The 20,635-nt window shown below is 74.4% G+C and carries 18 protein-coding genes, 1 tRNA gene and 1 pseudogene; 8 read left to right on the top strand and 12 right to left on the bottom strand.

From position 1 onward, the window contains the following. Positions 1–122 precede the first annotated feature (122 nt). The 8 genes and pseudogenes from FHR77_RS02715 to FHR77_RS02680 all read left to right on the top strand — a co-directional run bounded on the left by FHR77_RS02715 (position 123) and on the right by FHR77_RS02680 (position 9,284). Positions 123–1,241 (top strand): YihY/virulence factor BrkB family protein, encoded by a 1,119-nt coding sequence (locus FHR77_RS02715; protein WP_167258618.1) that lies wholly within the window; start codon positions 123–125, stop codon positions 1,239–1,241. 10 nt (positions 1,242–1,251) lie between these two features. After that, the gene (locus tag FHR77_RS02710) at positions 1,252–2,097 is read left to right on the top strand and encodes an exodeoxyribonuclease III (protein WP_167258616.1); all 846 of its coding nucleotides are present in this window, start codon (positions 1,252–1,254) and stop codon (positions 2,095–2,097) included. A gap of 25 nt (positions 2,098–2,122) precedes the next feature. Continuing rightward, positions 2,123–3,169, top strand: a complete 1,047-nt coding sequence (trpS, locus tag FHR77_RS02705; protein WP_167258614.1) for a tryptophan--tRNA ligase — start codon at positions 2,123–2,125, stop codon at positions 3,167–3,169. A 2-nt stretch (positions 3,170–3,171) separates the two neighbouring features. Beyond that, positions 3,172–3,873, top strand: coding sequence for a GNAT family N-acetyltransferase (locus FHR77_RS02700; protein WP_167258612.1), 702 nt, complete (start codon positions 3,172–3,174; stop codon positions 3,871–3,873). 29 nt (positions 3,874–3,902) lie between these two features. Beyond that, positions 3,903–4,904, top strand: coding sequence for a bifunctional diaminohydroxyphosphoribosylaminopyrimidine deaminase/5-amino-6-(5-phosphoribosylamino)uracil reductase RibD (gene ribD / locus FHR77_RS02695; RefSeq protein WP_167259426.1), 1,002 nt, complete (start codon positions 3,903–3,905; stop codon positions 4,902–4,904). A 56-nt stretch (positions 4,905–4,960) separates the two neighbouring features. Continuing rightward, positions 4,961–5,578: pseudogene (gene ribA / locus FHR77_RS02690) on the top strand (GTP cyclohydrolase II); the annotation flags it as partial. A gap of 224 nt (positions 5,579–5,802) precedes the next feature. Continuing rightward, the gene (locus FHR77_RS02685; RefSeq protein ID WP_167258608.1) at positions 5,803–7,149 is read left to right on the top strand and encodes an MFS transporter; all 1,347 of its coding nucleotides are present in this window, start codon (positions 5,803–5,805) and stop codon (positions 7,147–7,149) included. A 182-nt stretch (positions 7,150–7,331) separates the two neighbouring features. After that, a complete protein-coding gene (locus FHR77_RS02680) occupies positions 7,332–9,284 on the top strand; it encodes an ABC transporter ATP-binding protein (RefSeq protein ID WP_167258606.1) in 1,953 nt (650 codons plus the stop codon). A 61-nt stretch (positions 9,285–9,345) separates the two neighbouring features. Here the strand turns inward: FHR77_RS02680 and FHR77_RS02675 are convergent, their stop codons facing one another. The 12 genes from FHR77_RS02675 to FHR77_RS02620 all read right to left on the bottom strand — a co-directional run bounded on the left by FHR77_RS02675 (position 9,346) and on the right by FHR77_RS02620 (position 20,538). Beyond that, positions 9,346–10,413, bottom strand: coding sequence for a Gfo/Idh/MocA family oxidoreductase (locus tag FHR77_RS02675; protein ID WP_167258604.1), 1,068 nt, complete (start codon positions 10,411–10,413; stop codon positions 9,346–9,348). After that, entirely contained in the window at positions 10,410–10,997 is a 588-nt protein-coding gene (locus tag FHR77_RS02670) for an isochorismatase family protein (RefSeq protein WP_167258602.1), read from the bottom strand. The genes FHR77_RS02675 and FHR77_RS02670 overlap by 4 nt, the downstream gene beginning before the upstream one ends. A 71-nt stretch (positions 10,998–11,068) precedes the next feature. Further along, the gene (locus tag FHR77_RS02665; protein WP_167258600.1) at positions 11,069–12,622 is read right to left on the bottom strand and encodes a D-alanyl-D-alanine carboxypeptidase/D-alanyl-D-alanine-endopeptidase; all 1,554 of its coding nucleotides are present in this window, start codon (positions 12,620–12,622) and stop codon (positions 11,069–11,071) included. Positions 12,623–12,632: 10 nt separating this feature from the next. After that, positions 12,633–13,637: a Gfo/Idh/MocA family protein gene (locus FHR77_RS02660; protein WP_167258598.1), complete on the bottom strand. Its 1,005-nt coding sequence runs from the start codon at positions 13,635–13,637 to the stop codon at positions 12,633–12,635. Between the two features lie 111 nt (positions 13,638–13,748). After that, positions 13,749–13,821, bottom strand: a tRNA-Thr gene (locus tag FHR77_RS02655). Positions 13,822–13,881: 60 nt separating this feature from the next. Continuing rightward, entirely contained in the window at positions 13,882–14,559 is a 678-nt protein-coding gene (locus FHR77_RS02650) for a TetR family transcriptional regulator (protein WP_167258596.1), read from the bottom strand. 14 nt (positions 14,560–14,573) lie between these two features. Further along, positions 14,574–15,716, bottom strand: coding sequence for a DNA polymerase III subunit delta' (locus FHR77_RS02645; RefSeq protein ID WP_167258594.1), 1,143 nt, complete (start codon positions 15,714–15,716; stop codon positions 14,574–14,576). After that, a complete protein-coding gene (gene tmk, locus FHR77_RS02640; RefSeq protein WP_167258592.1) occupies positions 15,713–16,339 on the bottom strand; it encodes a dTMP kinase in 627 nt (208 codons plus the stop codon). Before tmk ends, FHR77_RS02645 begins: the two co-directional genes overlap by 4 nt. Then, positions 16,339–19,308: a type I DNA topoisomerase gene (topA, locus tag FHR77_RS02635; protein WP_167258590.1), complete on the bottom strand. Its 2,970-nt coding sequence runs from the start codon at positions 19,306–19,308 to the stop codon at positions 16,339–16,341. Before topA ends, tmk begins: the two co-directional genes overlap by 1 nt. 155 nt (positions 19,309–19,463) lie before the next feature. Next, positions 19,464–19,850 carry an Rv3654c family TadE-like protein gene (locus FHR77_RS02630; RefSeq protein WP_167258588.1) on the bottom strand — a complete coding sequence of 129 codons (387 nt, stop codon included), beginning with the start codon at positions 19,848–19,850 and terminating at the stop codon, positions 19,464–19,466. Between the two features lies 1 nt (position 19,851). Then, on the bottom strand, positions 19,852–20,163 hold the full coding sequence (locus FHR77_RS02625; RefSeq protein WP_341777193.1) for a TadE family type IV pilus minor pilin: 312 nt from the start codon (positions 20,161–20,163) through the stop codon (positions 19,852–19,854). Between the two features lie 36 nt (positions 20,164–20,199). Further along, a complete protein-coding gene (locus tag FHR77_RS02620) occupies positions 20,200–20,538 on the bottom strand; it encodes a DUF4244 domain-containing protein (protein WP_167258584.1) in 339 nt (112 codons plus the stop codon). Between the last annotated feature and the right edge of the window lie 97 nt (positions 20,539–20,635).

Below are 20,635 nucleotides of genomic sequence, written 5' to 3'. Positions count from 1 at the left end.
TCTTCATGCTCGGGAGTCAACGGCGCACACGGGAGGGGCGGCGCCGCACGGTCGTCCACATCGTACGCGAGCGGGCCTGTCCGTCCGCGGCCCCGGGGCGCGCGGGCACCTACGCTGGGGGCATGCGACGCCGACCCGACGACGAAGCGACCCCGGCCCCGACCCCGACCCCCGCCCCGGCGACGCCCGCGGGGCCCTCCGCGGCGGCGCGGCTGCTCGGGTCGCGCCTCGTCCGCGTCGTCGGGCGCCACGTCGCCTCGAAGGGGCCGCTGCTCGCGGCCGGCCTCACGTACCAGGCGCTCTTCGCCCTCTTCTCGGCCCTCTGGGTCGGCTTCAGCGTGGCGGGCTTCGTCGTGGCCGGCGACGTCGTCCTCCGCGACGAGCTCGTCGTCTTCATCCAGTCGGCCGTGCCCGGGGTGATCAAGGACGACTCGGGGGCCGGCGTCGTCGAGCCCGGCGCCCTGATGAACGCCTCGGTCTTCGGCTGGACGGGCACCGTCGCGCTCGTCGGGCTGCTGTTCGGGTCGGTCCGGCTGTTCGGCAGCATGCGCGACTCCGTCCGCACGGTCTTCCGGGCCCCGACGCCGGCCCCGTCGCTGATCGTCCTCGTGCTGCGCGACCTGGCCCTCGCCGTGGCCTTCGGCGTGGCCGTCCTCGTCTCGGCGTCGATCTCCCTGCTGAGCACGACGGCGGTCACCTGGGGCCTGCACCTCGTCGGCCTCTCCACGGCGTCCGCGGCGTCCGTCGTGCTGCTGCGGGTCGTGGCGCTCGTCCTCGTGTTCGCGTTCGACACCGCGGTGCTCGTCGCGCTCTTCCGGGTGCTGGCCGGCCTGCACATCCCCGGCCGGCGACTCCTCGCGGGGTCGGCGCTCGGCGCGGCCGGCTTCGTGCTCATCACCTTCGTCGGCGGCACGCTGCTGCGGGCGGCGGGGTCGAACCCCCTGCTCGCCTCGTTCGCCGCGATCGTGGGCCTGCTGCTCGTCATCAACCTGCTCTGCCAGGTGCTGCTGCTCGCCGCCGCGTGGATCGCGGTCGGGCTCGACGACATCGGCGTGCGGGCCGACCCCCGCGAGGAGGCCGAGCGGCTGCGCCGCCTCGAGGAGGAACGGCTCGCCCAGGAGGCGCGGGTGATCTCCGCCCCGCGGCGCGCGGCGTCGCGGGTGCGGGGCCTCGCCGCCCACGTCGCCCGGGCCGCCGGGTCGGTGCGGCGCCGGGGCGGCGACGTCGGCGGCCGCCGGTAGTCTCGTCGGCATGTCACAACGCCTCCGACTCGCGTCCGTCAACGTCAACGGCATCCGCGCCGCGTACCGCAAGGGCATGGGCGACTGGCTGGCCGACCGCGACGTCGACGTGCTGACCCTGCAGGAGGTGCGGGCCACCACCGACGACCTCGAGGGCCTGCTCGGCCCCGAGTGGAACGTCATCCACCACCCGGCCACCGCGAAGGGCCGGGCCGGCGTCGCCATCGCGTCACGAGGCGCCGCGGTGATCCACCGCGTGGAGCTCGGGCCGGACGACTTCGACAGCGCCGGCCGCTGGATCGAGGCCGACTACGACGTCGACGGCACGATCGTCACCGTCGTGAGCACCTACGTGCACTCGGGCGAGGTCGGCACCGAGAAGCAGGACGAGAAGTGGAGGTTCCTCGACGCGATGTCGGAGAGGCTCCCGCAGCTCGCGGCCCACTCGGAGCTCGCCGTCGTGACGGGCGACCTCAACGTCGGCCACCGCGAGCTCGACATCAAGAACTGGAAGGGCAACGTCAAGCGCGCCGGCTTCCTGCCCCGCGAGCGCGCCTACTTCGACCGTTTCTTCGGCGAGGCCGGCCAGCCCGTCGAGACCGTCGACGGCAGCGGCGGCACCGGCCTCGGCTGGGTCGACGTCGGGCGCCGCCTCTCGGGCGAGGTCGAGGGGCCGTACTCGTGGTGGTCGTGGCGCGGCCAGGCCTTCGACAACGACACCGGCTGGCGCATCGACTACCACGTGGCGACCCCGGCCCTCGCCGAGCGCGCCTCGGGCTACACGATCGACCGCGCCGCGTCGTACGACAAGCGCTGGTCCGACCACGCCCCCGTCGTCGTCGACTACGACATCTGACCCGCACCGCCCCCACGAGGACACCATGACCACGCTCCCCCCCTCCCCCGCCTCGACCCCCGCGACGGGGCAGAAGCCCCGCCTGTTCTCGGGCATGCAGCCCTCGGCCGACTCGCTGCACATCGGCAACTACGTCGGCGCCCTGCTGCAGTGGCGCGAGATGCAGTCGACGCACGACGCGCTCTTCTGCGTCGTCGACATGCACGCCATCACCGTGGCGCAGGAGCCCGCGACGCTCCGCGAGTCCACGCGACGCACCGCGGCGCAGTACATCGCGGCCGGCATCGACCCCGAGCGCTCGACGCTCTTCATCCAGTCGCACGTGCCGGCGCACGCCCAGCTGGCCTGGGTGCTCAACACCCTCACCGGCTTCGGCGAGGCCAGCCGCATGACCCAGTTCAAGGACAAGGCGGCGAAGCAGGGCGCCGACACGGCCTCGCTCGGCCTCTTCGCCTACCCGACCCTGATGGCCGCCGACATCCTCCTCTACGGCGCCCACGAGGTCCCGGTCGGCGACGACCAGCGCCAGCACGTCGAGCTGACGCGCGACCTCGCGAACCGCTTCAACTCGCGCTTCGGGCCGACGCTCGTCGTGCCCGAGGCGGTCGTCCAGGCCGAGGGCGCCCGGGTCTACGACCTGCAGTCGCCCGAGTCGAAGATGAGCAAGTCGGCGGCCACCGAGGCCGGCGTGGTCTGGATGCTCGACGAGCCCAGCCGCACCGCGAAGAAGATCAAGTCGGCGGTGACCGACGCCGAGCGCGAGATCCGCTTCGACCGCGGCGCGAAGCCCGGGGTGTCGAACCTCCTGACGATCCTCTCCGCCTTCACCGAGACCCCCGTCGCCTCGCTGGAGGAGCAGTACGCGGGCCGCGGCTACGGCGACCTCAAGAAGGACGTCGCGGAGGCGGTGGTCGAGACGTTCACCCCGATCCGCACCCGGGCCCTCGAGCTGCTCGACGACCCCGCCGAGCTGGACCGCGTGCTGGCCGGCGCCGCCGACCGGGCCGGCGAGATCGCCGAGGCGACCCTCGCCACCGTGTACGAGCGCATCGGGTTCCTCGCGAGGGCCTGACGGTGCGCGCGTTCACGCTCCGGTCGCCGCTGGTCGAGCTGCGAGCGCCCGACTCGAGCGACGTCGAGGCGATCGTGGCGGCCTGCCACGACCCCGAGACCGTCCGCTGGACGACGGTGCCCTCGCCCTACGACCGCTCCGACGCCGCGTTCTTCCTCGACCGGATCGTCGACCACGGCTGGGCCACGGGCCGGGAGATGACCTGGGGCCTGCGGGCTCCGGGGTCGTCCGAGCTGGTCGGCGTGGTCAGCGTGCGGACGGCGGGCCGCGACGTCGGCTTCTGGACGGCGCCGGCGGCCCGGGGCCGCGGCCTCATGACCGAGGCCGTCCGGCTCGTCGTCGACTGGGCCCTCGGCGAGGGCGGCCTGCCCGAAGTGCGCTGGGAGGCGCACGTCGGCAACGTCGCCTCGGCCGCGGTCGCCCGCCGCGCCGGCTTCCGCTACCTCGGCACGGCGCCGGGCCTGCACCCGGGGCGCGACGGCGAGCACCCCCTCTGCTGGACGGCTCGGCTCGGCCCCGACGACGACCGTGAGCCGGCGCCGGGCTGGCCCGCGCCCGTCACCGGGGAATTCCCCGGTGCCGCGGGCGTTGGGTCGAGGGCCGACGCTCCGGTCGGGGCTGGCGGCAGCCCTCCCGCCCCGACTCCTGACACGGCACCGACGCCTCCCCCCGCCCCACCGACCACTCCCCCGGAGACCCCGTGACCCTCGCCCCCGCCGTGCTCGAGACGGCGATGCGCCGCGCCCTCGAGCTGGCGGCCCGCGGCACGCCGCTCGGCGTCAACCCGCGGGTGGGCTGCGTGCTGCTCCGACCCGACGGCAGCGTCGCCGGCGAGGGCTGGCACCGCGGCGCCGGGACGGCGCACGCCGAGGTCGACGCGCTCTCGCAGCTGGCCCCCGGTGAGGCCCGGGGCGCGACCGCGGTCGTGACCCTCGAGCCCTGCGACCACACCGGCCGCACGGGGCCCTGCAGCCAGGCCCTGCTGGCGGCCGGCGTCGAGTGCGTCGTGTACGCCGTCGGCGACCCGGGCCGCGACTCGTCGGGAGGGGCCGACCGGCTCCGCGCCTCCGGCGTGGACGTCGTCCCGGGGGTGCTCGAGACCGAGGGCCGCGAGTTCCTGCACCGGTGGCTCACGGCCGTGGAGCTCCGCCGCCCGTTCGTCACGCTCAAGTGGGCGTCGAGCCTCGACGGCCGCGTGGCCGCCGCTGACGGCTCGAGCCGCTGGGTCACCGGCGAGGCCGCCCGCCGCGACGTCCACGCCCGACGGGCCGAGCACGACGCGATCCTGGTCGGCACCGGCACCGCCCTCGCCGACGACCCGTCGCTCACCGCCCGCGACGCCGACGGCGGTCTCCTGCCCGAGCAGCCCCTGCCCGTCGTCGTCGGCGACCGCGAGCTGCCGGCCGGGGCGGCCCTGCACGCGCACCCCCGCGGGCTCGTCCGGGCGGCGACCCACGACCTCGCCGCCGTGCTCGACGACCTGTGGCGGCGTGACGTCCGGAGCGTGCTCGTCGAGGGCGGGCCGACCGTGGCGAGCGAGCTCGTGCGGCGCGGGCTCGTCGACGAGTACCTCGTCTACCTCGCCCCGACGCTGCTCGGCGGGCCCCGGACGGCCCTCGACGACCTCGGCGTCGACACCATCGACGACCAGCGCCGACTGCGCGTCGTGAGCACCGCCGCGCTGGGCGACGACCTCCTCGTCGTGGCCCGCGCCCCGCACCGGAGGACCCCGTGACCGACACCCCCGCCGCCGACGGCCCCACCGCCGGGCCCGCGGCCGCCCCCGCCGTCTCGTCGCAGGTGCGGTTCGAGGTCGAGACGACCGTCCCGACGAGCCACGGCACCTTCCGCATGCGCGCCTACGCCGACACCCTGACCGGGGCCGACCACATCGCGATCGTGGCGTCCGCCCCCGACGGCTCGCCGCCGCGCGACGGCGCCCTCGTGCGCGTGCACAGCGAGTGCCTGACGGGCGAGGCGTTCGGCTCGCTGAAGTGCGAGTGCGGACCGCAGCTCGACGCCGCCCTCGACACGATCCACGCCCACGGCGGCGTCGTCGTCTACCTGCGCGGCCACGAGGGCCGGGGCATCGGCCTCGTCGCCAAGCTCCGTGCCTACCGGCTCCAGGAGGACGGCCTCGACACCCTCGACGCCAACCTCGCCCTGGGGCTCCCGGCCGACTCCCGCGACTACGGAGCGGCGGCCGACATGCTGCGCGACCTGGGCGTCACCTCGATCCGGCTGCTGAGCAACAACCCGGAGAAGCGCCGTCAGCTGGCGGCGCACGGGATCGCCGTCAGCGAGACGGTGCCGCTCGTCGTCGGCGTCGGCACGTTCAACGCCGGCTACCTCGACACCAAGCGCGACCGCATGGGCCACGAGCTGCCGGACGACCTCGCCGGAGCCTGAGCCCGGCGTCGACGACGGTCGTCGCCCAGCGTCCGCCACGACGCCGTCGCGGAGGTAAGCTGGGAGGACGCTGTCACGAGCAGCGCCCCGCACCACCGGCGACGTGCGCCCACCGAGCACCGCACCAGCCGCCTCCGACACCTGCAGCGCACACCTCGCGCCGGGCGTCGTCGAGGCCGTCGCCCGTCCGCACCCGCCGCCCTGCCTGCCGCTCCGGAGCCTCCATGTCTGCCAGCACCGTCGCCTCGTCGACGCCCCCCGCCCCTCCCGCCAACAAGCGCTCGCGCGTCATCGTCGCGAGCCTCGTCGGCACCTCCATCGAGTTCTACGACTTCTACGTCTACGCGACGGCCGCCGTGCTCGTCTTCCCGACCGTCTTCTTCGCGAACGACGACCCCGCCGTCGCGCGCCTCGCCTCCTTCGCGGTCTTCGGCGTCGCCTTCATCGCCCGCCCGGTCGGCTCGGTGATCTTCGGCCACTTCGGCGACCGCATCGGCCGCAAGGGCACGCTCGTCGCCTCCCTGCTCACGATGGGGGTCGCGACCGTGCTGATCGGCTGCATCCCCGCCGGCACCACGCCCGGATGGGCCGTCGCCGGCCCCGCCTGCCTCGTCGTGCTGCGCTTCTGCCAGGGCCTCGGCCTCGGCGGCGAGTGGAGCGGCGCCGCCCTGCTGGCGACCGAGAACGCCCCCGCGAAGCGCCGGGCGATCTACGGCACCTTCCCGCAGCTCGGCGCCCCGATCGGCTTCATCATCGCGAACCTACTGTTCGTGGTGCTCAACAGCACGCTCACCGAGGAGCAGTTCCTCAGCTGGGGCTGGCGCCTGCCCTTCCTCGCCAGCGCCGTCCTCGTCGTGATCGGCCTCTACGTGCGCTTCAAGCTGATCGAGACGCCGGCCTTCCAGAAGGTCGTCGACTCGGGCAACGTCGCGACCCTGCCGCTCGCGCGGGTGTTCTCGACGAGCTGGCGCCCGCTCATCCTCGGCACGTTCATCATGCTCGCGACGTACACCCTCTTCTACCTCATGACGACCTTCACGCTGACCTACGGCACCGCCCCGGCGGAGGGCGCGGCGCCGGGCCTCGGCATCGCGCGCAACCAGTTCCTCTGGATGCTCATCCTCGGCGTCGTCTTCTTCGGCGTGTTCACGCTCGTCTCCGGCCCGCTGGCGGAGAAGTTCGGCCGCCGCGCCCTGCTGATCTGCGTCACCGCGGGCATCCTCGTCTTCGGCTTCCTCTTCGCCCCGCTCTTCGCGGCGGGTGCGCTCGGCGCCCAGGCTCTGCTCATCATCGGCTTCGTGCTGATGGGGCTGACGTTCGGGCCGATGGGCGCCGTGCTGCCCGAGCTGTTCCCGACCAGCGTCCGCTACACCGGCTCGGCCATCAGCTACAACGTCGCGAGCATCCTCGGCGCGGCCGTCGCGCCGTTCATCGCCGTGGCGCTGTGGCAGGCCGCCGGGGGCAGCACCTGGCTGGTGGGGCTGTACCTGTCGTCGATGGCGGTGCTGACGCTGATCGCCCTGCTGCTGAGCTCGGAGACCCGCGACGTGCAGTACGAGACCTCGAGCTGACGGGCCGCACCGCGCCTCCTGCACCACCTCGGCCCGCTCCCCTCGGGGGCGGGCCGTCGGCGTCCCCCGACAGGCGGCTCGCGGTCGCTCGGCAGTACCCTCGACTCGGTGCCCGCGACCGCGGTCGCGTGGCGCCCACCGGTCGCGACCCGTCGCCGCGACGACCGAGCACGAGAGGCACCATGAGCTCCGACACGAGCACCCGCAAACGCGCCGCCGTCCAGGCCGAGGAGGCGCGGGTCGGCTCCCCGACGCCGCCCCCGGCCCGCAGGGGCCTGGGTCGACGGCCCCGGCCGGAGGGTCCGCGCGCGACCTTCCGCCAGCTCGTGCCGTACCTGTTCGAGCACCGGAAGGTGATGGTGTTCATCATCGTGCTCAGCGTGCTGGGCGCCGCGGCCTCGCTCGCCCAGCCCCTGCTGGTCAGCCGCGTCATCTCGGTCGTCCAGGCGGGCGACCCCCTCGGCCGCCTCGTCTGGCTGCTCGTCGCGCTGGTCGTCGTCGCGGGCCTGATCAGCGGGTTCCAGCACTACCTGCTGCAGCGCACCGGCGAGGGCGTGGTGCTCTCGAGCCGACGCCGCCTCGTCGGCCGCATGCTCAACCTGCCCATCAGCCAGTTCGACGTGAGACGCACGGGCGACCTGGTGAGCCGCGTGGGCTCCGACACGACGCTCCTCCGCGCCGTCCTGACCCAGGGGCTGGTCGAGGCCATCGGCGGCTCGCTCACCTTCGTCGGGGCCCTGGTGGGCATGTTCCTCATCGACCCGGTGCTGCTCGGGCTCACCGTGCTCGTGGTGGCCGTCTCGGTCGCCGTCGTGGTGCTGCTCAGCGGCCGCATCCGCGTGGCCAGCCGCCAGGCGCAGGAGAAGGTCGGCGACCTGACCTCGTCGGTCGAGCGCGCGATCAGCTCGGTCCGCACCATCCGGGCCTCGGGGGCGACCGAGCGCGAGATCGCCGGCGTCGAGCAGGACGCCGTGGGCGCGTACGAGCGCGGCCTCCAGGTGGCGCGCATCTCGGCCCTCGTCGTGCCCATCGCCTCGGTCGCGATGCAGACGTCGTTCCTCGTCGTGCTCGGCGTCGGCGGCTACCGCGTCGCGAGCGGCTCGATCACCATCGCGTCGCTCGTCTCGTTCATCCTCTTCCTGTTCCTGATGATCATGCCGCTCGGCCAGGCCCTCGGCGCCGTGCTCAGCGTCAACCAGGCGCTGGGCGCCCTGGGCCGGATCCAGGAGATCCTCGACCTGCCCGGCGAGACGGAGCACGACGCCGACACGGCACGGGCGCTCGGCCCCGACGCCCGCGTCGAGACCGGCGACGCCGTGACCTTCGAGGACGTGCACTTCCGCTACCCCGACTCCCCCGTCGCCACGGGGTCGGCCACCTCCCCCGGCGCCGTCGCCGCGGCCGCCGCGGGCGACCCGGGCGACCCGCGGGGCGAGGAGCCCGCCGCGGACGACCTCACCGTCCTCCACGGCGTCTCGTTCTCCGTGCCCGTCGGCCGACGGACGGCCCTCGTGGGGCCCTCGGGCGCCGGCAAGAGCACGATCCTCGCGCTCATCGAGCGCTTCTACGACCCGACCGCCGGGGTCGTGCGCCTCGGCGGCGTCGACGTGCGGGCCCTCGACCGCGCCGAGCTGCGCGCCCAGATCGGGTACGTCGAGCAGGACGCCCCGGTGCTCGCCGGCACCCTCCGCGACAACCTGACCCTGGGGTCGCCCGACGCGTCGGACGACGACTGCCGCCGCGTGCTCGAGGCCGTCAACCTCACCGGCGTCCTCGAGCGCGGCGAGCAGGGCCTCGACGCCCAGGTCGGCGAGGACGGCGTGATGCTCTCCGGCGGCGAGCGTCAGCGCCTCGCCATCGCCCGGACCCTGCTCAACGCTCCCCCGGTGCTGCTCCTCGACGAGTCGACCTCGAGCCTCGACGGCCTCAACGAGCAGCGCCTCCGCGAGGCCATCGACGCGGTGGCCGAGAACAGGACGCTCATCGTCATCGCGCACCGCCTCTCGACCGTGGTCGACAGCGACCAGATCGTCGTGGTGGAGGCCGGGCGCGTCGTCGGGGTGGGCACCCACTCCGAGCTCGTCGTCAGCACGCCGCTCTACCGCGACCTCGCGAAGCACCAGCTCCTGGTCTGAGCGGCCGCGCCGGTCGCCGCGGCTGCCGGCCGCTCCGGCTGCCGTCGGCCCCGGCTGCCGGTCAGCCCTGCCGGGGCTCGGCCGACCGGCGTGCCCGCTCGACGACCTCGAGGGCGGCGACCGCGTCACGGGGGTCGACGGGCAGCGGCCCCTCCCCCCGCAGCGCCACGGCGAGCTGGGCGTAGAACGCGGGGTAGTCTCCGCGGTCGGTCGGCTCGGGCCGGGCGTCGGCGCCGATGCCCAGGAGGCCGGGCCGGGCCGGGTCCGAGAGCCCGTACCCCGGGTCGGCGGGCGAGACGCCCGCCGCGAGCTGCGCCTCCTGCGGGTCGAGCCCGTGCACGACGTACGCCCCCTGCGAGCCCAGGACCCTGAAGCGCGGACCGGGCTGGGCGGCCACGTGGCTCATCCAGAGGCGCGAGCGGACGCCGCCCGCGTGGCGGAGCGACACGACGACGTCGTCGTCCGCGACCGCGCCCGGTCGACGGACGGCGATCTCGGCGTGGACCTCCTCGGCGGGGCCGAAGAGCCTGAGTGCCTGGTCGACGAGGTGGGGGCCGAGGTCGAGGAGGATCCCCCCGCCCTGCTCGGCGGTGGTCGAGGCCTTCCAGCCCGCACGGTTGGCGGTCTTCCACGGCTCGAAGCGCGACTCGAAGGTGTGGACCTCCCCGAGGGCGCCGTCGCGCACGAGGCGCGACGCGGTCAGGAAATCGCCGTCCCACCGGCGGTTCTGGTAGACGGTGAGGGGCCGGCCGAGGGACTCGGCGAGCTCGACGAGCCCGCGGGCCGCCTCCGCGCTGGTGGCCAGCGGCTTGTCGACGACGACCGCCGCCCCGCGCCGCAGGGCCTCCGCGGCCACCTCGACGTGGGTGTCGTTGGGGGTCGCCACGACGACGAGGTCGAGCGCGAGCGGCCAGAGGCCGTCGAGGGCGTCGACCACCTCCACGCCCGGGTGGGCGGCCCGGGCCGCGTCGGCCTTCGCGGGGTCGCGCGTGACCACGGCGACGAGGTCGAACGACGGGTCGGCCGCGAGGAGGGGCGCGTGGAAGACGCGGCCGGCGAGGCCGTAGCCCACGACGCCGACGCGGAGCGCAGCGCGCTCGTCGGCGCGCTCCGGGCCGGTCCCGGTCACGCGGCGACCTCGGTCGACGGGACGGTCTCCACCCCGGCGGCGCGCAGCTCGTCGAGCGCGGCCTCCGACGACTCCGCCCCGACCCCCGCGACGAGGTCGGTCAGCACCCGGACCCGGAGGCCGGACCGGGCCGCGTCGAGCGCCGAGGCCCGGACGCAGTGGTCCGTCGCCAGGCCCACCACGTCGACCTCGTCGACGCCCCGCGACGCGAGGGCCTCCGCCGCGGAGGACCCGTCGCCCGTCACGCCCTCGAACACCGAGTACGCCGGCGACCCGGTGCCCTTGGTCACGTGCACGTCGACGAGAGTCGCGTCGAGCGCGGGGTGGTAGTCGGCCCCGGGGGTGCCCGCCACGCAGTGCACCGGCCACGAGTCGACCCAGTCGGGCTCGGTGCTGAAGTGGCCGCCGTTGTCGCCGTCGGCGGCGTGCCAGTCGCGGCTCGCGACCACGAGGTCGTAGCGACCGCCCGAGCGGCGGAGGTGCTCGGTGACCGCCTGGGCGACGCGGGCGCCGCCGGTGACGGCCAGCGCGCCTCCCTCGGTGAAGTCGTTCTGGACGTCGACGACGATCAGGGCTCTGCTCATGGCACCATCTTCGCGCGCTGAGCCGCGAGGCGCACGCCGGGCGGCTGCGCCCGGGGCGGCGGCTCGTCGGGTCAGGTGTTGGAGAGCGAGTCCCCGCAGCTGTAGACGGCCGCCGTGAGCGTGTCGAGGGCCACCCGGGCGTCGTCGCGGACGTCGCCGATCGCGTAGAAGGCGAAGGCGAGAGGGGTGCCGTCCGCCGCCGCGACGGTGCCGGCGAGCGTGTAGGCCGTGTCGATCCAGCCGGTCTTGGCGTGCACCGCACCGCGGGCGACGGCGTTCGAGCCCGTGAAGCGCGAGGCCAGCGTGCCCGTGCGGCCCGAGATCGGGAGGGCGTCGTAGACCACGCCGAGGCCGCCCTCGCGGTCGAGCACCTTCACCATGAGGCGCGCCACGAAGGTCGAGGGCACGGCGTTGCCCTCGCTCAGCCCGGAGCCGTCGACGATGGTCACCGTCGACGCGTCGAGCCCGTACGCGCTGGTCAGCACCGAGCGGTAGAGCGTCGTCAGCGAGGCCGCCGAGCCGTCGGCCCCGGACTCCTTCGACGACGCGCGGGCGAGCATCTCGGCGAGGGTGTTGTCGGAGACGGGGAGCATCTGCGAGATGAGCGTCGAGACGGGCTGCGACGACACGGTGCCGAGCACGGTGGCGCTCGTCGCCGAGCCCGGGGCCATCGTCGCGCCGTCGGCCCCGGCCACGCCGGCCGCGACGAGGGCGGCGCGGAAGGCGTCGCCGGCACGGGCCACCGGGTCGGTGCTGCGCGGGCTGGTCTGGGCGGCGGGGTCGGCGCGGTCGCCGTCGACCATGAGCGCCGTCACCTCGCTGTGGTAGCCGATCGTCTGCTCGGTGCGCTTCCACGACGGGTCCCACTTGTCGGCGGCGCTCCACCAGGTCGCGTCGAGGGTGATCTGGCTCACGGGCTGGTCGCCGAGCGAGGCCTTGACCTGGCCGGCGAGGTCGGCGAGCGTGGGAGCACCCGAGTAGACGCTGCGGCCCGTCGCGCTGAGCGTCGCGTCGCCGCCGCCGACGAGGGAGATCGAGCCCGTGCCGGGGTCGCCGGTGACCTGCGTGCGGAGGCGGTGGTCGGCGCCCAGCACCGAGAGCGCGACCGCGCTCGTCAGCGTCTTGAGCACGCTCCCCGTGCGGGCGGGGGTCGAGCCGTCCCGGTCGAGGAGGACCTCGCCGGTCGCGGCGTTCACGACGGTGCCCTCGAACTGCGCCAGGCGGGAGTCGGCGGCCGGCCCGGAGACCGAGCAGGTGCGGAGGCGCGTGGGGGCCGGGATCTCCCCCGGGACGGACCGGGCGGGGTCGACCTCGGCGGTCGGCGTCGGCGTCACCGTCACGGCGGCGGCCGGGTCGCTCGAGGCCGGCGACGCGGACGACGCGTCCCCGCTCGACGACGGGGCGGTCGCCGCGCCGGCGGCCACGGCCCCGCCGCCGAGGAGGGCGAAGGCGGTCACGGCGGCCGTGACGAGCGCGGCGCGCGGGTGCTCCCGGACGAGGCGCCCGAGGCCGGTGCGGGCAGGCCGCGTCGTCGTCGACACGGTGCCCGTCGACACTGTGCTCGCCGGGGCCTGGCCGTCGGCGCGCACGTCGGGGTGGTCGGTGAGGTCGCCCTGAACGTTCATCGGGGTCATCCTACGGAACGCGGACCGCGCCTCCGGCCTCTCCGGGGTAGCGGACGCCCACCTGCCGGCGCATCTCGTCCATCACGCGCATCACCTCGAGCATGTCGGCGTGGGTCAGGGCGGGGCTCTCGCGCTCCCCGGCGGCGACGAGGCGCTCGAGCTCGATCGCCTGGTGGTGCATGCCGCGCAGCCCGTCGTCGACGGCGTCGAAGCGCTCGACCACGGCGCCCTCGGCGTCGAGGACGGTGAAGCCGCCCGGGGCGTAGAAGGTGGCGTCGATCTCGATGCGCCCCGCGCTGCCGTACAGCACGGCGGTGTTCTCGCCGGCGGTGTCGAGGGCCGCGAACACCGTCGACGTCGCGCCCGAGGCGTGCAGCAGCGATGCGCCGATGCGGCGGTCGACGCCCTGGTCGCTGAGCACGCCGGTGGCGGCGACCGTCTCGACCGGCCCGAGCAGGTCGGCAGCGAACGAGACCGGGTAGACGCCGAGATCGAGCAGCGCACCGCCGCCGAGGGCGGGGTCGTTGATGCGGTGACGCGGGTCGGTGGGCAGCGCCTGGAGGTGGTGGGCCGTGAGGAGGCGCGGTTCGCTGACGACGCCGGCCCGCACCACCTCGCGGAGCCGCACCTGCTGCGGCAGGAAGCGCGTCCACATCGCCTCGAGCGCCACCACGTCGGCCTCACGGGCCGCGTCGAGCACCTCGGCGGCCTCGGCCTCGTTCACCGTGAAGGGCTTCTCGACGAGCACGTGCTTGCCCGCGCGGATCGCGAGCAGGGCCGCGTCGCGGTGGAAGGGGTGGGGCGTGGCGACGTAGACCGCGTCGACCTCGGGGTCGGCGACGAGCTCCTCGTAGCTGCCGTGCGCACCGGCCACGCCGTGGCGGTCGGCGAACTCCCGGGCCTTGTCGAGCCGGCGCGAGCCCACGGCCGTGACCGTCAGCCCGGCGCCGAGCAGGTCGGCCGTGAACGCGTCGGCGATGCCGCCGGCGCCGAGGATGCCCCATCGAGTCGTCATGCGACCTGTCTACCAGGCACGGCGGCGGTCGGACGCCCGCGCGGGCGAGCCGCAGCGGCGCTCCAGGGACGAGGAGAGGCCCGGATCCGTGCGGATCCGGGCCTTTGAGGGAGCCGCTTTGGAGAATCGAACTCCAGACCTTCTCATTACGAGTGAGACGCTCTACCGACTGAGCTAAAGCGGCGGATCTCGATCAGATCGAGAACCCGTGCCTCTCGGCACGATCACCAACTGTAGCGGATTCTCAGAGCTCTCGCGTCACGACCCGGCGGAGGTCGGCGAACGAGTCCTCCATGCGGGCCCGCAGGCTGAAGCGGTGGTCGGCCGCGTGGTCGGCGTCGTCGTCGTCGATCCACTCGGCCCAGGCGTGCCGGAGCGCCGCGATCACGACGAGCGTGACGAGGTGCGCGCGGCTCTCGAGCAGCGCACGCCCTCCCCCGTCGGAGACGGCGGTGGAGAGGCGTGGGTCGGCGGTGAAGCGACGCGCGACGATCTCGGAGAGGCGCTCCTCGAAGTCGCGCATCGACGCGATCCGCTTGGCGAACAGGTCGGGGTGGGCGCGCAGCACGATCCGGCGGCGCTGCACGAGCTCACGGTCGACCGTGGCCGTCACGACGGCCTGGTCGAGGAGGGCGACGAGTCCGTCGAGGATGGGCTCGTCGTGCCCGTCGACGAAGTGGTCGATGGCGGCGCCGTCGGGCAGCTCGGGCGGGTCGCCGACGACGGCCTCCTCCTTCGACGTGAAGTAGTTGAAGAAGGTGCGGGGCGAGACGTCGGCGCGGCGACTGATCATCTCGACGGTCACGGCGTCGAAGCCGTTCTCGGCGATGAGGTCGAGGACGGCGACCTGGATCGCTCGTCGGGTGGCCAGCCTCTTGCGTTCGCGCAGTCCGGGAGGGGCTGTCGCTGTGGGGTCGGTCATGGGCACATCCTGCCTCACCGGACCGCGTGCCTGCTGACGGCGACCAGCATCGCCTCCAGCGCGAGGGCCGGGGCGACGTTCGACTCGATGCGCCGCCGCGCCACGCTGATCGCGTCCATCACGGCGAGGGTGGTGGCCGGCGTCGAGGCCGTCACCGCCTGCTCGAGCTGCGGCCGGATGCTCTCGTTGACGAGGTCGTCGCCGACGCCGAGGTGCAGCAGGAGGACGTCCCGGTAGAGCGACAGCAGGTCGACCATGATGCGGTCGATGCCGTCGCGGAGGCTGCGCGTCGCGCGGCGCTTCTGGTCGTCGTCGAGGGCGCGCAGCTGGCTGCGCAGCGCGGGCGGGACGGTGCCGCCGGGCTCGACGCCCAGCGAGCGCAGGGCGCTCGCGCGCTCCTCCGCGTCGCGCTCCTCGGTGATGGCCTTGGCGTCGTCCCCCGCCACGGCGAGCATGGTGGAGGCGGCGATCACCGCGTCGGAGACCGAGCGGATGCCGAGGGCGGTCTCGAGGGTCGTCCGACGCCGGGCGCGCGCCTCGGGGTTGGTCGCGAGCCGCTGGGCCATCCCGATGTGGCTCTGCGCCTCGCGGGCGGCGACCAGGGCGGTGTCGGGCTCGACCCCCCGGCGCTCGAGCAGGGCCGCGACGTCGTGCACGGACGGGACGCGGAGGCGCACGCTCCGCACGCGGGACCGGATCGTCGGGATGAGGTCGGCCTCGCTCGGCGCGCAGAGGATCCACACCGTGCGGGGCGGCGGCTCCTCGAGGGCCTTGAGCAGCAGGTTGGAGGTCCGCTCGGTCATCCGGTCGGCGTCCTCGATGACCACGACGCGGTACCGGCCGACGGAGGGCGAGAACTGCGAGGCCGCGACGAGCGACCGGACCTCGTCGATCGTGATGATGATGCGCTCCGTGCTCAGCACCGCGAGGTCCGGGTGCGACCGTGCCGCCACCTGGCGTGCGGTCGCCTCGTCGTCGTCGCCCCGGGCGAGGAGCGCCCCGGCGAAGGCGTAGGCCAAGTTCGAGCGGCCGGAGCCGGGCGGGCCGGTGATCAGCCAGGAGTGCGTCATCGACGAGTTCGCCGGGTCGGCCGAGGCCGCCGCCCGCAGGGACTCGATGGCGTCGGCCTGACCGGTGAGGTCGTCCCAGAACGTCACGGGCGGGCGAGGAGGGTCTCGACGCGAGCCCGGACGGAGGCGGCGATCGCGTCCACGGGCTGGGTCGCGTCGACCACGAGGACGCGCTCGGGCTCGGCCTCGGCGATCGCGAGGAAGGCCGCACGGACCCTCGCGTGGAAGTCCTGGGCCTCGGCCTCGAGGCGGTCGTAGGTGGTGCGCGACGCGTCGAGGCGTGAGCGGGCCGCGGCCTCGTCGAGGTCGAGCAGGACGGTCAGGTCGGGGGCGAGACCCTCCACGGCCCACCGCGACAGGTCTCGCACCTCGTCGCCGCCCAGCACGCGCCCGGCGCCCTGGTAGGCGACCGAGGAGTCGATGTAGCGATCCTGCACGACCACGTCTCCGCGCTCGAGGGCGGGGCGCACGAGGGTCTCGACGTGCTGGGCCCGGTCGGCGGCGTAGAGCAGGGCCTCCGCGCGAGGGGCGATGTGGCCGCGGCGGTGCAGCACGATCTCGCGCAGCTCCAGCCCCAGGTCCGTGCCCCCGGGCTCGCGGGTACGGACGACGCCGCGGCCCTGCCCGGTCAGCCACGACTCGAGCAGGCCCGCCTGCGTGGTCTTGCCCGAGCCGTCGCCGCCCTCGAACGTGACGAAGAGGCCCGCCACTACTCGCTCGTCGACTCGGTCGTCAGCGATGCGGCCTCGGTCGCCGCCGCCTTCGCGGCCGCGGCCTTCGTGGTCGCGGCCTTCGTGGTCGCGGCCTTCGTGGTCGCGGCCTTCGTCGTCGTCGCCTTCGTGGTCGCGGCCTTCGTCGTCGTCGCCTTCGTGGTCGCGGCCTTCGTCGTCGTCGCCTTCGTGACGGGCGCCTTCTTCACGGGCGCCTTCTTGGCGGGCGCCTTCTTGGCCGGGGCCTTGGCCTTGGGCTTCGCCGGCCCCTTGGCGCGCTTGTCCGCGAGCAGCTCGACGGCGCGGTCGAAGTCGACCTCCTCCACCGTCTCGCCGCGGGGGATGGTCGCGTTCGTCTCGCCGTCGGTCACGTACGGCCCGAACCGGCCGTCCTTGACCTTGATGGGCTTGCCGCTCACCGGGTCGGCCGCGAACTCGGCGAGAGCGCTGCTGGCCCGGCGAGCGCCGTACTTGGGCTGAGCGAACGCCTCGAGTGCGCCGGCGAGGTCGATCTCGAAGATCTGGTCCTCCGAGGTGAGCGACCGGGTGTCGGTGCCCTTCTTCAGGTACGGGCCGTAGCGGCCGTTCTGCGCCTGGATCTCGTCGCCGCTCTCGGGGTCCAGCCCGACGGTGCGGGGCAGGTCGAGCAGCGCGAGGGCGGTCTGCAGGTCGACGGTGTCGACGCTCATGCTCTTGAAGAGCGACGCCGTGCGCTCCTTCGGCGCGGCCTTCTTCGCGGCGGGCTTCTTGGCCGGGGCCTTCGCCCCGGTCGCGGGGGCCACGGCGGCGGGAGCCTCGACGACCTCGCCCGTCGCCGGGTCGGCCTCGACCTCCTCCGGGGTGCGCTCGGTGACGTACGGGCCGAAGCGGCCGTCCTTCGCGACGACCTCCTTGCCCGACTCCGGGTTCGTGCCGACCACGCGGTCGCCCACGACGGGCGCCTCGATCAGCTCGCGCGCCTTCGCGGGCGTGAGCTCGTCAGGGGCGAGGTCCTCGGGCACGTTGACGCGCCTCGGGGTCTCCGGGTCGTCGCCGGGCGCCTCGAGGTAGGGCCCGTAGCGGCCGATGCGGAGCGTGATGCCCTCGCCCAGCGGGATGGAGTTGATGTCGCGGGCGTCGATCTCGCCGAGGTTGTCGATGACCTTGCGGAGCCCGCGGTGGGTCTCGTTGCCGAAGTAGAACCCGTTGAGCCAGTCGACCCGGTCGGCGTCGCCGCCGGCGATCTGGTCGAGGTCGTCCTCCATGCTGGCCGTGAAGTCGTACTCGACGAGGTCGCCGAAGTACTCCTCCAGCAGCCGGACGACCGAGAAGGCGATCCAGTTCGGCACGAGGGCGGTGCCGCGCGGGGTCACGTAGCCGCGGTCGACGATCGTCGACATGATGGCGGCGTAGGTCGACGGCCGCCCGATGCCGAGCTCCTCCAGGGTCTTGACCAGGCTCGCCTCGGTGTACCGGGGCGGCGCACTGGTGTCGTGGCCCTTGGCCTCGACGTCGTCGAGGACGAGGTGCTGGCCCTCGGCCAGGACGGGGAGCTTCGCGTCCGCGGTCTCCGCGGCGCCGTGGCGGTCCTCGTCGCGGCCCTCCTCGTAGGCGGCGAGGAAGCCGCGGAAGGTGATGACGGTGCCGGTCGCGACGAACTCCGCCAGGGTGCCGGACGCGGTGCGGGGCGTGATGCCCGCGACGTCGTCAGGCGTCGTCGCCGACACGACGACCGAGGCCGTCGAGCCCTTGGCGTCGGCCATCTGCGAGGCGACGGTGCGCTTCCAGATCAGGTCGTACAGCTTCCAGTCGTTGCCGCGGAGCGCGCCCTGCATCTCGCTCGGGGTGCGGAACGTGTCGCCCGAGGGGCGGATCGCCTCGTGCGCCTCCTGCGCGTTCTTGCTCTTGCCGGCGTACGTGCGGGGCTTCTCGGGCACGGTCTCGGCGCCGTAGAGGGAGGCAGCCTGCTTGCGGGCGGCGTTCGTCGCCTGCTGCGACAGCGACGGCGAGTCGGTGCGCATGTAGGTGATGTGCCCGTTCTCGTACAGGGACTGCGCGACGCTCATCGTCTGGCGAGCCGAGAAGCGGAGCTTGCGCGCCGCCTCCTGCTGCAGGGTCGACGTGGTGAAGGGCGCGGCGGGGCGACGCGTGTAGGGCTTCGACTCGACGGACGAGACGACGACGTCGACGCCCTCGGCCTCGAGGGCCCTCGTCAGCGCCGTGGCCGACTGCTCGTCGAGCGAGACGGCCTCGCCCTTGAGCTGGCCGCGGTCGTCGAAGTCGCGGCCGCTGGCGACGCGCGAGCCGTTGACCCGGACGAGCCTCGAGGAGAAGGGCAGCGCCTCACCGTCGGGCTCGAAGGTCGCGGTGAGGTCCCAGTAGGAGGCCGAGACGAAGGCGAGCCGCTCGCGCTCCCGGTCGACGACGAGCCGCGTGGCGGCGGACTGCACGCGACCGGCGGAGAGGCCGGGGCCGACCTTGCGCCAGAGGACCGGCGAGACCTCGTAGCCGTAGAGACGGTCGAGGATGCGTCGGGTCTCCTGGGCGTCGACGAGCGCGGTGTCGAGCTGACGCGTGTTCTCCTGCGCCTGCTGGATGGCGTCCTTCGTGATCTCGTGGAAGACCATCCGCTTCACGGGGACCTTCGGCTTGAGCTCCTGGAGGAGGTGCCACGCGATGGCCTCGCCCTCGCGGTCCTCATCAGTGGCGAGGTAGAGCTCGTCGGCGCCCTTGAGCGCCCGCTTGAGGTCGGAGACCGTCTTCTTCTTCGCGTCGGAGACGACGTAGTAGGGCTCGAAGCCGTTCTCGACGTCGACGGAGAACTTGCCCAGCGAGCCCTTCTTGAGCTCGGCCGGCAGGTTCTTCGGCTCGACGAGGTCGCGGATGTGGCCGACCGAGGCGAGCACCTCGTAGCCGCTGCCGAGGTACTGGGCGATCGTCTTGGCCTTCGCGGGCGACTCGACGATGACCAGTTTCTTCGTGCCTGGCACGGGACTCCTTGCATTGGGGGGAACGACGGGACCAGCCCCGGGAGGCCGGTCAGACGGTCGGCGGCGGGCGACTCGCGTCGCACCCCGACCAGCGCGACGGCGCTGACGTGTGCCGCCGACAGGCACACCATACACACACGCGGCGGGCGGCCACCTCACGGCGGGAGCCCGGGAGGCGCGGTGCCGGTCGGCGGCGGTCCCGCCGTCGCGGAGGCCCCCACGACCACCCCGGCGAGGCTCGTCGTCACCCTCACGGTGACGACGAGCTCGTCGACGCGGCAGCTCGTCAGGACGACCCCGTTGGCCGCTGCGAGGGCCCCGGCCCGGTCGCAGGGCGAGCCCGCGACGAGCCCGGCGGCGGCGTCGGCCGTCGCCAGAGCCGTCGCGTCAGCAGCGCCGCTGACCCGGCTGCGCTCCGCCAGGGCGCGCCCACCGCCCACGACGGCGACCGCCAGGACGACGACCCCGACCAGGACGGCCACGACCAGGACGGAGGCGGCCCCGTCGTCGCCGCCGGCCCCGACCGGCGCCCTCCCGCCCACCTCAGCCCCCGAGCGCCGGAGCGCAGCTGCGGGAGGTCAGGACGACGACTCCCGTGAGCGGGCCCGCGTCGACGGGTCGGCGGAGGACCACGCAGACGAGCCCCTCGCCCTCCGACGACTGCACCGTGGCGCCCGGCGCGAGCTGCCCGAGCACCGCCGCGGTCCGCCCGCCGTCGCCGCGCGCCGTCTGCCGGGCGGTCACCGCCGCCGCGTCGGCGAGGCGGATCGACTGGGCGGCGGCGGACGACGCCCCGACGACGAGGGCGAGGAGGAGGAGGACGGCGGGCAGCACGACCGCGAACTCGACGGTCACGCTCCCTGCGTCGTCGCGGAGCCCGTGGGGCACCCGTCAGCCCACCGACAGGGCCGACCGCACGAGGTCGCTGAGCACGGCCCGCACCTCGTCGCTGCGCATCACGGCGAGCAGCACGCCGGCGAACCCGACCGCGGCCATGATGACGATCGCGTACTCCGCCGTCGCGGCGCCGACCTCCGAGCGCAGGTGCTGGACCAGTCGGCGGCGGCGCGGCACCGCCCCGGGCAGGCGGGCCGCGACACGCTCGCTCGTGCCGGCCTCGGCCGACGACCGGGCGGGCGCGGTCGAGCCGCCGATCGCCGAGCAGCCGCCGGTCGTCGAGCAGCGGCCGGGCGCCGAGCAGCGGGCGGCGGATGTGGGGTCAGTGGTCATGAGGTCCTCTTCTTCTCGTCCTCCGCCGACCCGGCCGGGCCGACGGCGGCCGCCGCGGCGACCTGCTCGAGTGTGCGACCGCCGCGGGCAGGACCAG

This window comes from Frigoribacterium endophyticum (assembly GCF_011759585.1).
Classification (GTDB): domain Bacteria; phylum Actinomycetota; class Actinomycetes; order Actinomycetales; family Microbacteriaceae; genus Frigoribacterium; species Frigoribacterium endophyticum.
The sequence above is the reverse complement of the archived record's forward strand: the minus strand, read 5'-3'. Positions and strand labels throughout refer to the sequence as shown.